The following is a 13019-nucleotide window of genomic DNA, read 5'->3' on the forward strand; positions in this document are numbered from 1 at the left end:
TCTTTTTTGGATCTGGGGTGGTCGGGGGGGGGGGGGGGGGTGGGGGCCCCCCCCCCCCAGGGATGGGAACGGGTAGGGGCGGCGGGGGCGAAAATCCCTTGGTGGGGGTCAGGGCAGTCTTGGGAAGCGGGACTGGAGTGTCCAGATCGCCGGGTTTTCGTCGAGTGCTTCGTGGAGGTCCGTCAGGTCCGCCAGGATGTCGTGGAGGAAATCCCTTGCCTCCTTGCGGAGTTCGGCGTGGGAGAAGGTGAGGGGCGGTTCGTCCGCCGGCATCCAGTCCGACTCGATGTCCACCCACCCGAAGCGGCGCTGGAACAGCATGCGGTCGGTGGACTCGGTGAAGTCCAGTTCCGCGTACTGGGGGCGGGAGGCGCGGGAGCCTGCGGGGTCCTGGTCCAGCTGCTCCACGATGTCGCACAGCGCCCACGCGAAGTCGAGCACCGGCACCCATCCCCAGGCTGTGGACAACTCCCGGTCCGCCTTGGTGTCCGCGAGGTAGACGTCACCGCAGAACAGGTCGTGGCGGAGTGTGTGGACGTCCGCGCGGCGGTAGTCCGTCTGCGGGGGGTCCGGGAAGCGGTTGGAGAGGGCGTAGCCGATATCGAGCACGGAGGTGATGGTGTCACGGAGGGATTCCCACCCGGGAGCCTGTGTCCTCTGTCCTCAGGGCGTGATAGCGCGAAAGCCCCCGGCCCAGACGCCAATCGCGCTCGGCCAGGGGCTTTTCAGCCGCCGGTACTACTCGGGCTCAGACTCAGACGTTGACGCCGAAGTCCTGGGCGATGCCCACCAGGCCCGAGGCGTAGCCCTGGCCGACCGCGCGGAACTTCCACTCCGCGCCGTTGCGGTACAGCTCGCCGAAGACCATCGCCGTCTCCGTCGCCGCGTCCTCCGAGAGGTCGTAGCGGGCGATCTCCGCGCCGCCGGCCTCGTTCAGGATGCGGATGTAGGCGTTGCGGACCTGGCCGAAGTTCTGCGAGCGGTTCTCGGCGTCGTAGATCGAGACCGGGAAGACGATCTTGTCGATGTCGGCCGGGAGGCCGGCGAGGTTGACCTTGATCGCCTCGTCGTCGCCCGCGCCCTCGCCCGTGCGGTTGTCGCCGGTGTGGACGATCGTGCTGTCCGGGGTCTGCTTGTTGTTGAAGAAGACGAAGTGGCCGTCCGAGTAGACCTTGCCTTCCAGGTTGACCGCGATCGCCGAGGCGTCGAGGTCGAAGTCCGTGCCGGTGGTGGTGCGGACGTCCCAGCCGAGGCCCACGGTGACGGCGGTCAGGCCCGGAGCCTCCTTGGTGAGCGAGACGTTGCCACCCTTGGACAGGCTTACAGCCATTGTTGGGAGTCCTTCCCTCGTTTTTTGACGTACGTGCGTGCGGTGACGAAGCTACCGTCACCTCCTTGAACGCCGACGGGGGTACCGAAGGTTCCGCGCGGCTTTACTTTCTTTACCTGTTTTGACGGCCCGCCCGGCGAAAACGGGGTGACGTGGACCGGACAGCCGCGCGACCATGGTGGGCATGTCCGGTCCCTACCTCATCCGTGGCTCCGTCTCGCTCCCCGAGGCCGAGCTGATGTGGCGTTTCTCGCGGTCCGGCGGGCCGGGCGGGCAGCACGTCAACACCAGTGACTCCAGGGTCGAGCTGAGCCTCGACCTCGCGAACACCGAGTCGCTGCCCGAAGTGTGGAAGCGGCGCGCCCTGGAGCGCCTCGCCACCCGGCTCGTCGACGGAGTCGTCACCGTCCGCTCCTCCGAGCACCGCTCGCAGTGGCGCAACCGTGAGGCGGCGGCCGTACGTCTGGCCGCCCTGCTCGCCGAGGCCACCGCACCGCCGCCCAAGCCGCGCACTCCCACCCGTATCCCGCGCGGAATCAATGAACGCCGTTTGCGGCAGAAGAAAGCGCGCGCGGATGTGAAGCGGGGCCGTACCGGACGCGACTGGGGTTAGCGGGACCGGAGTTGGTCGGTAACCGGTCGCCGCGATCACCGGATCGGCGGCACCGGATGAACGATCGTGAATTTCCGAACGGCCGGGAGAAAAAACCGTGGAACGGCCCCGGGAATGAATTTCTCGCCGTGGGATGCGAATCACACCGATGGCGATGGCGATGGCGATGGCGATGGCGATGGCCAACCCCAACCCCAAGCCCAACCCCAAGCCCTCCTCTAGGTCAGTTTCAGCACCCCTACCGTCTGGCCCCCGCTCGTCTCCCCGGTCGGGGTGAAGCCCAGGGCCAGATAGAAGGGCTCGGGGCCGGTCGGGCCGGGGTGCCAGGTGACGTAGAGGTCGGTGCCGCCTCGGCGGCGGATTTCGGCGGCGACGGACTCGACGGCGAAGCGGCCGTAGCCCTTGCCCTGTTCGGCGGCCGCGATGTTCAGGCGCCAGAGGCCGGAGCGCAGGTCGGCGCCCGTGCCGTCCCAGGCGATGTCGAAGAAGGCCATGAGGAAACCGACGGGCCGCTCCCCGTCGAGGATCAGCCGGGGCCAGGCCGTGCGCGGATGGACGTACGCCTCCGCCAGGGACTTCATGACCGGCGAGACCGCGTGTTCCTGGTCCGGGCGGACCCGTACGGCGACGGCCGCGTCGAAGTTGTCGGAGCTGATCCGCTCCAGCCTGAGTGAGGCGTTCGGCACGTTCGGCGCGTTCGTCATGCGGGCAACCTAAGCGGCCGGGAACTCGCTTGACCAGCGAGTTTCCCGTCAGCCCGGCTTCAGTCCCGTCTCAGCCCAACTGGCGGTAGCGGCCCCGGAAGTACGCCAGCGGGCCCCCGTCCGCGCTCGGTGTCGTCGCCGTCAGGACGCGGCCGATGATCAGGGTGTGGTCGCCCGCCGGGATCCGCTGTTCCGTGCGGCACTCCAGGTTCGCCAGGGCGCCGCCCACCAGGGGAGCGCCGGACGCGCCGCCCCGGACGTACGGGATGTCCGCGAAGAGGAGGCGGTCGCTGATGCGGCCCTTCATGGCGAAGCGGCCCGCGATGTGGCGCTGGCTCTCGGCGAGGACGGAGACCGCCCACAGGGGCTGTTCGGCGAGCAGGTCGTCCATCCGGGAGCCCTCGCGCACGCTGACCATGACCAGGGGCGGGTCCAGGGAGACCGACAGGAAGGCGGTCGCGGTCATGCCGACGTCCTCGCCGACCGGTGCCTGGGGGTCGTCGGCGTCGAGGGACGCCTCCCGTGCGGTCACCAGGACCACGCCCGAGGCCAGGCGGGACATGGCGGCGCGGAAGTCGTCGTTGCTCACGCCCCCAGGATGCCCGCCCGGAGGGGCCGGGGTGGCATGGGGGGCGGGCGAGGTGGGTACGGCAGGTACGGCAGGGGGAGTCAGCACACGGGAAAACGTATGCGCCGCTCCTGCCCCACCACATCGGACCAGCGCCCGAACCCGGACCTAGGACTCCCGACCGAGATCCCGATCAAGGTCCTTGCCGATTCCCAAGGGGCGGTAAAGATCGGGAACGGCCACGCCGACTTCTTCTCCCCCGTATCCTCGCTCGTAGTATCCGCACAGATACAAAGTTTGCGTTCAGTAAACGCACAGGGAGAACCCAGAAACTCCACTCAATTGCTCATCTTTCGCTGTGACTTGAGTCACAGGTGCCCCTTTTTGTTGACCCTGTGTACCGAGTGGGCAGCGCGCTGTGATTCAGTGGCGGGGATGGTGGGATAGGCGGAGGGAGGGCGAATGGAGACCGACCAGGAGCCGTACGTCCGTCTCGCGACCTTGCGGCAGCTGCACCAGGTCATGGCGGACATGAACACCGCGCGCAGTCTGGCGGACACACTCCAGACCGTCGCCGACGGGGTCGTGAACGGCCTCGGTTACGAGCTGGCATGCGTCAATCTCGTCCGCCCCGACGGCGATCTCGTCGTCGCCGCCTTCGCCGGGAACTCCGCCGCCGAGGCCCTCATCACCGGCCGGGTCGGCTCCCGCGACTCCTGGGAGCGCCGGCTCGCGATGGGCGAGGCCTGGGGCGACCTGGTCTTCATACCGCACACCGAGGGCTGGGTCCTCGACGACGACGACGTCCCGCAGTGGTACACCGACGGCCCCGCCCCGCGCTTCGAGGACGAGTGGCACCCCTCGGACCGGCTCTTCGCCCCGATGTTCACGCCCAGCGTGCCCGGCAGCAGCAACTTGGGCGAACTGATCGGCGTCCTGTCCGTGGACCGGCCCCGCAACGGCCGCCGACCGGGAGCGTGGGGCAAGGAAGCGCTCCAGATGTACGCTTTTCAGGCCGCGATCGCGATCAGCAACGCACGTCTACGCGCGAATATGCAGCGGGCACTGGTCAGACTCGAACGCGAGCAGCAGGCGCTGCGCGCCAGCGAGGAAAGCTTCCGGCAGGCCTTCGAGTACGCCCCCTCCGGCATGGCCATAGCCGAGATGGGCGGCGACCAGCACGGGCGAATACTCCGCACCAACGACGCCCTGTGCCGCCTCCTGGGCCGCCCCGCCTCCGCGATGCGCCGCTACGCCTTCTCCGACCTCGTGCACCCCGAGGACATCGGCACCCTGCTCCGCACCTCCGCCGAGGGCGGGCGCGCCGAACTCCGGCTCTGTCGCCGTGACGGCTCCTATCTGTGGGTGTCGCTGCGCAACTCCGTCGTCGCGGACGCCGCCGACGGCCCGCGCTTCCTGCTCACCCACGTCGAGGACATAGAGGAGCGCAAGCGCCGCGAGCTGCAGCTCGCCCACCGCGCCTCCCACGACTCCCTGACCGGCCTGCCGAACTCCGCCGAGCTGCGCTCCCGGCTCAGTGCCCGTCTCTGTCAGCGCCCGCAGTCGGCGGAGCCGGGCCTGGTCGAGTCGGTCGACGCGGCCTACGGCCACTCCCAGCCCGACCCGTACGGCCGCAACGACCAGTACACGGCGACGGCGACGCCCGTGGCGGCCGACGGCACGCTCCAGACGTACGACGCGAACGGCCACGCCTTCGCCCTCCGCGGCGCCTCCGAGGGGTACGGCGCCTACGACCACCACGTCCACACGGTCGCCCCCGAGGGTGAGAAGGACGACGGCACGAAGGGGCTCGCGGTTCTCTTCTGCGACCTCGACGGCTTCAAGTCGATCAACGACCGCTTCGGGCACAACGCCGGCGACGCGGTACTGATCGAGGTGGCCCGGCGGCTCGGCCGCGCCGTGCGCGACGGCGACACGGTGGCCCGGCTCGGCGGCGACGAGTTCGTCGTGCTCGCCGACGGCCTCGGCCGGGCCGACGCCCAGGACCTGGCCGTACGCCTGCGCAACGAGATCATCCAGCCCATCCGGGTCGACGGCCGCGCGATGCGGGTCGGCGCGAGCTTCGGCATCGGGTGGGCCCAGTGCGGGATGACGGCGGACGAGGTCCTGAAGTCGGCCGACGAACGGATGTACGTCGAGAAACGATCTCGTCCCAAACAGCACCGCCGGGCTGGATGATCACCAGGTCAGTGGCCTGCCGGTGACCCCGTGCGGGCAGAGTCACCCGTTTGGGGCAGTGGGAGCGGGTAGGCTCGCTATTCGCATTGCATGTTTCAAAAAACCCCGCAACACCCCCGCAGTAGTCCCACCCCGCACCTGTTGAGGAGTACCAAGGGATGACGCCCGGCAACAGCGGCGCGAGCACGCCCGAGGACGACGATCCGTTCGGCTACCTGTACGAAGACGGCCAGGCAAACGGAGCCCAGCCGCCGTCCGGCGGTTACGGCTACCCGAACTCGGTCGGCCGGGTGCGGCCGGTCGGTGAGCGTCAGTACAGCCCGTCGGCGGGCCCGGGGCAGGGTCCCGGCCAGGGCCCGCAGCCGGCGTACGGCCAGACCGCCCCGACCGCCCCGACCGCGCAGTACGGCCAGACGGTCCCGCAGCAGCAGGGGGCGTACGGCAGCAGCCCGAACGCCCACTACCAGGCCCCCGAGGCCTTCGGCGGCGGTCCCACGGGTCCCCAGCAGCAGCACGCGTACAGCGGTGGCAACGGCAGAGGCGGGCGGGGTGGCGGGCCCAACACCAAGGGGCTGCTGATCGGCGCGATCGCGGTGGTCGCCGCGGTCGTCATCGGGATCGGCGTGGCCATGATGGGCGGCGACGACGACAAGGACACCGGCGCCGACGCCAGCGCGTCCCCGTCGACCGGGCAGAGTGCCGAGCCGTCCCCGTCGGCCAGCGCCTCGGAGTCCGCCGACGCGGAGCTGCCGACCATCGACGCGAAGGCGCTGCTGCTCGGCGGTGGCGCCAGTGCGGTGTCGGACGTCGACGGTGCGCAGGCCGCCGGCGGTGTCTATGTGGGCAACTTCAACAACGTGGGCGCGTCCGTCACTTGGAACGTGAGCGGGATCGCGAAGGAGGGGGAGTACCGGCTGTACGTCAACTACGGCGTACCCGGTAAGGACGCCTCCGCGACGCTGACGGTCAATGGGACGGCGCAGTCTCGGCCGCTGAACCTGAGCAACTTCGCGAAGGCCGCCGAGGGCGACTACGCGAAGGGGTGGACGAACACGTGGGCGTCCGTCCAGCTGAACAAGGGCACGAACACGATCAAGATCTCCTGTGAGCAGGGGGATCAGTGTGATGTGAACTTGGATCAGTTGTATCTGGCTGCTGCTGAATAGGGGCTTCTGGGCTCGGTGGTTCGTCCGCGGGTCGGTGGGGGCTTGTCGCGCAGTTCCCCGCGCCCCTGAGGGGGCGCGTCTACGCGGCCGTTGCTTCAGTTGTCACCGTTACTCGGCTTAGTAGCTGCTCGTACGTTGGTCTGTCGAACTCGCCTGCCGTCGGGGACATTACCGTTGCCGTTGACAGGGCTGTTGCTCTGGTCAGGCGTTCGGGCCAGGGGAGTTGGTCGATCAGGCCTGACAGGAGGCCCGCTACCGCTGAGTCGCCTGCGCCTGTCGGGTTGCCCCTGACGCGGGTCGGCGGGGTCGCTCGCCAGCGGCCCTCCGGGGTCACCGCCAGCAGGCCGTTCGGGCCCAGTGAGGCAACCACCGCGCGTGCACCGCGTCTGCGGACGTCCCGGGTGGCCTGTGACGGTTCGTGGGAGCCGGTGAGTTCGGTGAGTTCGGCGGCGTTCGGCTTGACCAGGTCGGGGCGGGCCGCGACGCCGCGCCTGAGCGGCTCCCCGCTGGTGTCGAGCAGTACGGGTACGGCGGCTGCCCGCGCGGTGCGGATGAGGTGGGCGTACGCGCCCACCGGCACACCCGGCGGCAGGCTTCCGCAGAGGGCCACCACCGAGACGGACGGCAGCAGCCCCTCGTACACGTCCTGGAAGGCGGACCACTCGGCCGGGGTGATCTGCGGGCCCGGTTCGTTGAGTTGGGTCGCTTCCGGTGTCAGGTTCGCGGCCGTCTCCTCGACCACCGCTATCGTGCGGCGAGTTGAGCCCGACACCGGGACCAGGGCGTCCAACACACCTGGTGTGGCGGTGAGTTGGTCCTGTACGGCCCGTCCGGCCGGGCCGCCCGCGAAACCGGTGACCGTCACCTCGTGGCCGAGGGCGGCCAGGACCCGTGCCACGTTCAGGCCCTTGCCGCCCGGGCGTTCGGTCACCGAGGTGACCCGATGGGAGGCGTACGGGCGCAACTCCCGTACGCGGTACGTGATGTCCAGCGCGGTGTTCAGCGTGACCGTGAGGATCACCGGGGCTGCCTCCCTCCCTCGGTATCAGGGCAGTTGAGGCTTCACTACCCAACTGCCCTTGCGCATCACGCCCTTGAGCGCGAAGTCCGCGTCGAGCAGTACCAGGTCCGCGTCCTTGCCCGGTTCCAGGGAGCCCACTCGGTCGTACATCCCCAGCAGACGGGCCGGGTTGGCCGACAGAGCGGCGACCGCGTCCGCGACGGGGATGTGGTCGACGGTGACCGCTCGGCGGAACGCGCGGTCCAGGGTGAGGGTCGAGCCCGCGATCGAACCGCCCTCGACCAGCCGTGCCACGCCCTCGCTTACCTCGACCTCCAGCGGGCCGAGGAGGTAACGGCCGTCGCCGAAGCCGGCCGCGTCCATCGCGTCCGTGATGAACGCCACGCGGTCCGCTCCCGCGTGGTGGAAGGCGAGTTGGAGGGAGGCGGGGTGGAGGTGGGTTCCGTCGTTGATGAGTTCTACCGTGATCCGTTCGTCTTCCAGTAGCGCGGCGATCGGGCCCGGGGTGCGGTGGCCCAGGGGCGGCATCGCGTTGAAGAGGTGTGTCGCCACCGTCGCGCCCGCGTTGATTGCTTCTACCGTCTGCTCGTACGTCGCGTCCGTGTGGCCGATCGCCGCGATGACGCCGTGCTCGGCGAGCAGCCGTACGGAGTCGAGGCCGCCGGGGAGTTCGGTGGCGAGGGTGACCATGCGGGCGTGGCCGCGCGCCGCGTCGATCAGCTTGCGGACCTCCGCCGGGTCCGGGTCGCGCAGCAACTCCTCGGAGTGGGCGCCCTTGCGGCACGGGGAGATGAAGGGGCCCTCGAAGTGGACGCCGGCGATGTCGCCCTGCTCGGCCAGTTCGGAGAGGAGGCCGGCCTGGGCGGTGAGGGTGTCCATGTCGCCGGTGACCGTGCTGGCTACGAGGGTGGTGGTGCCGTGGGTTCGGTGGGTGTGGATGCCCCTGAGTACGTCTTCTGCTGTGCCGGAGGTGAAGGAGGCTCCGCCGCCGCCGTGGTTGTGGAGGTCCACGAAACCGGGGACCAGCCAGTGGCCCCGTACGTCGATCTCGTGGGCGTTTTCGGGGGCGTGCTCGGTGAACTTGGTTCCCTCGACGGCTAGTTGGGCGCCGTCGGTGATTCCTGTGGGGAGTACCAGCTTGGCGCCCTTGAGTACCAGGTTGTGTGCATGGTGCGGGGCGGTGGGGGCTGGTCGCGCAGTTCCCCGCGCCCCTAGGTGGGTTGCCATCAGGGCGTTGCCTCCGTGAGGTCGGTGACGGTCAGGAGATCCCAGGCCAAGAGGCCCGCGCCCAGGCAGCCTGCTGTGTCTCCCAGGGCTGCGGGGACGATGGTCGGGAGCTTCTGGAAGGTGATCCGTTGCTGTACTGCGGTGCGTAGCGGGGTGAACAAGGTGTCGCCCGCCTCCGCCAGGCCGCCGCCGATGATCAGGGTGCGGGGGTCCAGGAGGGTGAGGGCGGTGACCAGGCCGTCGGCCAGGGCGTCGATCGCCGCCTGCCAGACTTCGTGGGCGCGTGGGTCGCCTGCGTCCACCGCTCTGGCGCAGTCCGCCGCGTCTGCGTCGGGGGTCCCCGAGGCCGTCGCCCAGGCCTCGCTCACCGCTGACGCCGATGCGTACCGTTCCAGGCAGCCTCGCTGGCCGCATGGGCAGGGGGCGCCGCCGGGGCGTACGACGATGTGGCCGATCTCGCCCGCGAAGCCGTGTGCGCCCGCCTCCACGCGGCCGTCGATGCCGATCGCGCCCGCGATGCCGGTGCCCAGGGGGACGAAGAGGAAGCGGTCGGCTCCCTGGCCCGCCCCGATCCGGCCCTCCGCCAAGCCGCCCGTGCGGACGTCGTGGCCCAGGGCGACCGGCAGGCCGAGCCGTTCGGTGAGCAGGGCGCGCAGGGGTACGTCACGCCAGCCGAGGTTCGCCGCGTAGACGGCGAGGCCACGGTCGGCGTCGACGATGCCGGGGACGGAGACCCCGGCGGCCACGGCGCTCTCGCCGAGGTGGGCGATGCCGTGGGCGCGCAGGTCGGCGGCGAAGCCGAGGATCGCCTCGACCACGGCGTCGGGGCCGCGCTCGCGTCCGGTCGCACGGCGCGCCTGGTGCAGCAGGGCGCCGTCCGGCCCGATCAGGGCGGCTTTCATCGCGGTGCCGCCCACATCGAGGGCGATGACATGTCTCACGGGGACAGTGTGGCCCGTCTACCCACAAGAGGTCTAGTCCACTCACGTGGTGTAGACCTGGTAGGTCACGCAAATAAATTGAACGTACCAATGAACACATCTGTGAACGTTCGGTCGGGGTTTGGGGTTGAAGCAGTGCAGCGGCACAGGACAGGCATGATCGCGGCGGTGTCCGCACTCGGGATGACGGCGGCCCTCGGGGGCTGCGGAGCCACCGGTTCGGGTGAGGTCACCCTGAAGCTGGTCGCCGCCGACTACGGCGACTCCGACGCCAACAGCTCCCAGAAGTACTGGGACGATCTGGTCGCGGCGTACGAGGACGCCAACCCGGAGGTGAAGGTCGACGTCAGCGTCTACTCCTGGAACGACGTCGACCGCAAGGTCAAGGAGATGGTCGCCGCCGGTGACGCGCCCGACCTGGCGCAGATCGGCGCGTACGCCGACTACGCGGCCAAGGGCGAGCTGTACCAGGCCGACGAGCTGCTCTCCATCCCGACGCAGGCCGATTTCGTCGCCCAGCTGGCCGACGCCGGCAAGGTCAAGCGCACCCAGTACGGCATGCCCTTCGCCGCCTCCACCCGCCTGCTCTTCTACAACAAGAAGCTCTTCACCGAGGCCGGTCTCACCCCGCCCACCACCTGGAGCGAGCTGGCCGCCGACGCCGCCGCGCTGAAGGAGGCGGGCGTGAAGTACCCGTACGCCCTCCCGCTCGGACCCGAGGAGGCGCAGGCCGAGACCCTCCAGTGGCTGCTCAGCGGCGGCGACGGCTACACCAGCGCCGTGGGGACGTACGGCATCGACTCCCCGCAGAACATCGAGACGTTCACCTGGCTCAAGGACGAACTCGTCGACAAGGGCCTCACCGGTCCCGTCGCCCCCGGCAAACTCAACCGGGCCGACGCCTTCGCCGCGTTCGCGCGCGGGGAGGTCGGCATGCTCAACGGCCATCCCTCGCTGATGAAGACGGCGGTGGCGCAGGGCGTGGACGTCGGCATGGTGCCGATGCCGGGCGAGGAGAGGTCGACGCGGGCCGCGATGGGCGTCGCCGACTGGATGATGGCGTTCAAGCAGAACGGCCACCGAAACGAGGCCGGCAAGTTCCTCGACTTCGTCTACGACGAGAAGAACGTGCTCGCCTTCTCCCGCAAGTACGACCTGCTGCCGGTCACCACCTCGGCCTCCGCGACGATGTCCGCCGCCGCCCAGGACAAGGATCTCGCCCCCTTCCTGGAGGAACTCCCGACCGCCCAGCTCTACCCCGTCGGCAAGACGTCCTGGGCGCAGGTCAGCGCGGACATCAAGAAGCGGATCGGTACGGCGTTCGCGGCGAACGGCAGCCCGGAAGCGGTCCTGACGACGCTTCAGGCGGAGGCCAACTCGGCGCAGAACGAGGCCGATACCGCCGAATAGGGCGGTGCACGAAGGGCTGGGCGGCCGGGAAATGTTGCACGGCCGAAACGCCCGGGGCATTGGACCGGACCCCATGGTGCGGGAGGCTCTACGCGCGTCCACAGAGCGTGACGCGTGTGCCTCCCCGGGAGGGGTCTGCCGTGCGAGAAGTGTGGGGCGGGAGTCGTTGGCCGGTCTTCGCCGCCGTGACGGTTCTGAGTATGGGGTCCGTCCTGGTGCTGGGCGGCTGCGGCGCGAGCGGTGAGGGGTCCGGCGGGGTCACCCTCACCGTGGTCGCCACGAACTACGGCGACGGCGTCGTCAAGAACTCGGAGTCGTACTGGAACCGGGTCGACACCGCCTTCGAGGCCGCCAACCCCGGCATCCGGCTCGACGTCAAGGTGTACGAGCCCGGCGAGGCCGAGACGCAGGTCGCCAAGATGGTCGCGGCCGGCGACCCGCCCGACATCGCCCAGATCGGCAACTACGCGGACTACGCCGCCGACGGCCTCCTCTACCCGGCCGACGACCTGCTCTCCATCCGCGTCCAGGGCAACTTCCTGCCCAATCTCGTCGACGCGGGCACCACGGACCGCACCCAGTACGGCCTTCCGTTCCTCGCCTCGACCCGCCTCCTCTACGTCAACAAGACCCTCTTCGCCGAGGCCGACCTCGAACCCCCCACCACCTGGGCGGAGTTGAGGACCGCAGCGAAGGTCCTGGACGACCGGGGCGTGAAATACCCGTACGCGCTCCCGCTCGGCCCCGAGGAGGCACAGGCGGAAACTCTCCAGTGGCTGCTCGGCGGAGGCGGCGGATACACGGGTGACACCGGCGAGTACGACATCGCCTCCACCCGGAACATCTCCACCCTCACCTGGCTGCGCGACCGCCTCGTAGGCGAGGGCCTGACCGGCCCGATCCCACCCGACCGCCTCAACCGCAAGGCCGCGCTCCAGGCCTTCGTGGACGGCGAGGCGGGCATGGTCAGCGCGCCGGGCGCGCTCGTACGGGAGATCGCGCGGTCCGTCGACCCCGTGGCGTACGAGGCCGTCCCGATGCCGGGGCGCACGGCGGGCGTGTCGACGGCGACCGTCGGTACGTCGGACTGGATCGCCGCGTTCAAGGACGGCGGCCATGCCAAGGAGATCGGTACGTATCTCAACTTCCTGTACGAGGACAAGAACGTGGTGGATCTCGCGGGCACGTACCAGTTGCTGCCGGTGACGTCGTCGGCGTCCACGTCGATGCGGGCGAACAAGACGTACGAGGACCTGTGGGACGGCCTGGACGCGCTCGGCACCGCCCAGCTGTACCCGGTAGGCAAGCCGTCGTGGGCGGCCACGAGCCGGAACATCCAGAAGACGGTCGGTGGGGCTGTGGTGGGGGAGGGGGAGCCGGGGGAGGTGCTGGGGGCGATACAGCGGGCGGCGACGGTGGAGTGACTCCGGGTGTCAGTGGTGGGGGCTACGGTTTCTTTTCATGGACGACGGGGAGCGGCTGGGGCAACGGGAGCAGGACATTCTTGCGCTGGAGCGGCGGGGGTTCGCGGGGCCGGGGGCGAAGGAGCGGGCGATACGGGAGGAGCTGGGGTTGGCGCCTGTGCGCTATTACCAGCTGCTGAACGCGTTGCTGGACGATGAGCGGGCGCTGGCGTGTGATCCGGTGACGGTGAATCGGTTGCGGAGGGTGCGGGAGGGGAGGCGGGGTGAGCGGTAGGGGGTGCCGGGTGTGTTCTCGCCCCCGCCGCCCCTACCCGTCCCATCCTCGGGGGCTGCGCCCCCAGACCCCCCCTTTGTCCTCAAACGCCGGACGGGCTGAAATACCAACCCCGGCCGGGGCTTGATCTTTTAGCCCGTCC

13 protein-coding genes are annotated in these 13019 nt (G+C 69.7%); 6 read left to right on the plus strand and 7 right to left on the minus strand.

The window, feature by feature from the left end:
• Positions 1–108 precede the first annotated feature (108 nt).
• Positions 109–609, minus strand: coding sequence for a hypothetical protein (locus tag ACWCRB_RS45370; protein ID WP_451001663.1), 501 nt, complete (start codon positions 607–609; stop codon positions 109–111).
• 145 nt (positions 610–754) lie between these two features.
• Positions 755–1330 carry a TerD family protein gene (locus tag ACWCRB_RS45375; RefSeq protein WP_235477210.1) on the minus strand — a complete coding sequence of 192 codons (576 nt, stop codon included), beginning with the start codon at positions 1328–1330 and terminating at the stop codon, positions 755–757.
• Positions 1331–1505: 175 nt separating this feature from the next.
• Between ACWCRB_RS45375 and arfB the strand changes: the two genes are divergently transcribed.
• A complete protein-coding gene (arfB, locus tag ACWCRB_RS45380; RefSeq protein WP_451001664.1) occupies positions 1506–1943 on the plus strand; it encodes an alternative ribosome rescue aminoacyl-tRNA hydrolase ArfB in 438 nt (145 codons plus the stop codon).
• 218 nt (positions 1944–2161) lie between these two features.
• Here arfB and ACWCRB_RS45385 read toward each other — a convergent pair whose 3' ends face one another.
• The gene (locus ACWCRB_RS45385) at positions 2162–2647 is read right to left on the minus strand and encodes a GNAT family N-acetyltransferase (RefSeq protein WP_451001665.1); all 486 of its coding nucleotides are present in this window, start codon (positions 2645–2647) and stop codon (positions 2162–2164) included.
• A 70-nt stretch (positions 2648–2717) separates the two neighbouring features.
• Positions 2718–3209, minus strand: coding sequence for a flavin reductase family protein (locus ACWCRB_RS45390; protein ID WP_451001674.1), 492 nt, complete (start codon positions 3207–3209; stop codon positions 2718–2720).
• 468 nt (positions 3210–3677) lie between these two features.
• Between ACWCRB_RS45390 and cdgB the strand changes: the two genes are divergently transcribed.
• Positions 3678–5414, plus strand: coding sequence for a diguanylate cyclase CdgB (gene cdgB, locus ACWCRB_RS45395; RefSeq protein ID WP_451001666.1), 1737 nt, complete (start codon positions 3678–3680; stop codon positions 5412–5414).
• Positions 5415–5572: 158 nt separating this feature from the next.
• Entirely contained in the window at positions 5573–6580 is a 1008-nt protein-coding gene (locus ACWCRB_RS45400) for a CBM35 domain-containing protein (protein ID WP_451001667.1), read from the plus strand.
• Positions 6581–6659: 79 nt separating this feature from the next.
• Here the strand turns inward: ACWCRB_RS45400 and ACWCRB_RS45405 are convergent, their stop codons facing one another.
• Genes ACWCRB_RS45405 through ACWCRB_RS45415 form a run of 3 tightly spaced genes read right to left on the minus strand, consistent with a single transcriptional unit; the run spans position 6660 to position 9769 of the window.
• Complete coding sequence (locus ACWCRB_RS45405; protein ID WP_451001668.1) at positions 6660–7601, minus strand: 1-phosphofructokinase family hexose kinase; 942 nt, start codon at positions 7599–7601, stop codon at positions 6660–6662.
• A 24-nt stretch (positions 7602–7625) separates the two neighbouring features.
• A complete protein-coding gene (nagA, locus tag ACWCRB_RS45410) occupies positions 7626–8828 on the minus strand; it encodes an N-acetylglucosamine-6-phosphate deacetylase (protein ID WP_451001669.1) in 1203 nt (400 codons plus the stop codon).
• Positions 8828–9769, minus strand: a complete 942-nt coding sequence (locus tag ACWCRB_RS45415) for an ROK family protein (protein ID WP_451001670.1) — start codon at positions 9767–9769, stop codon at positions 8828–8830. Before ACWCRB_RS45415 ends, nagA begins: the two co-directional genes overlap by 1 nt.
• Before the next feature lie 156 nt (positions 9770–9925).
• Here ACWCRB_RS45415 and ACWCRB_RS45420 point away from each other — a divergent pair, with 156 nt between their 5' ends.
• From ACWCRB_RS45420 to ACWCRB_RS45430, 3 genes are all read left to right on the plus strand, one after another.
• Complete coding sequence (locus ACWCRB_RS45420) at positions 9926–11179, plus strand: ABC transporter substrate-binding protein (RefSeq protein WP_451001671.1); 1254 nt, start codon at positions 9926–9928, stop codon at positions 11177–11179.
• A gap of 200 nt (positions 11180–11379) precedes the next feature.
• Positions 11380–12603, plus strand: coding sequence for an extracellular solute-binding protein (locus ACWCRB_RS45425; protein WP_451001672.1), 1224 nt, complete (start codon positions 11380–11382; stop codon positions 12601–12603).
• A 37-nt stretch (positions 12604–12640) separates the two neighbouring features.
• Positions 12641–12877, plus strand: a complete 237-nt coding sequence (locus ACWCRB_RS45430) for a DUF3263 domain-containing protein (protein ID WP_451001673.1) — start codon at positions 12641–12643, stop codon at positions 12875–12877.
• The last annotated feature ends 142 nt before the right edge of the window (positions 12878–13019 follow it).

It is taken from the genome of Streptomyces sp. NPDC002156 (assembly GCF_053593675.1).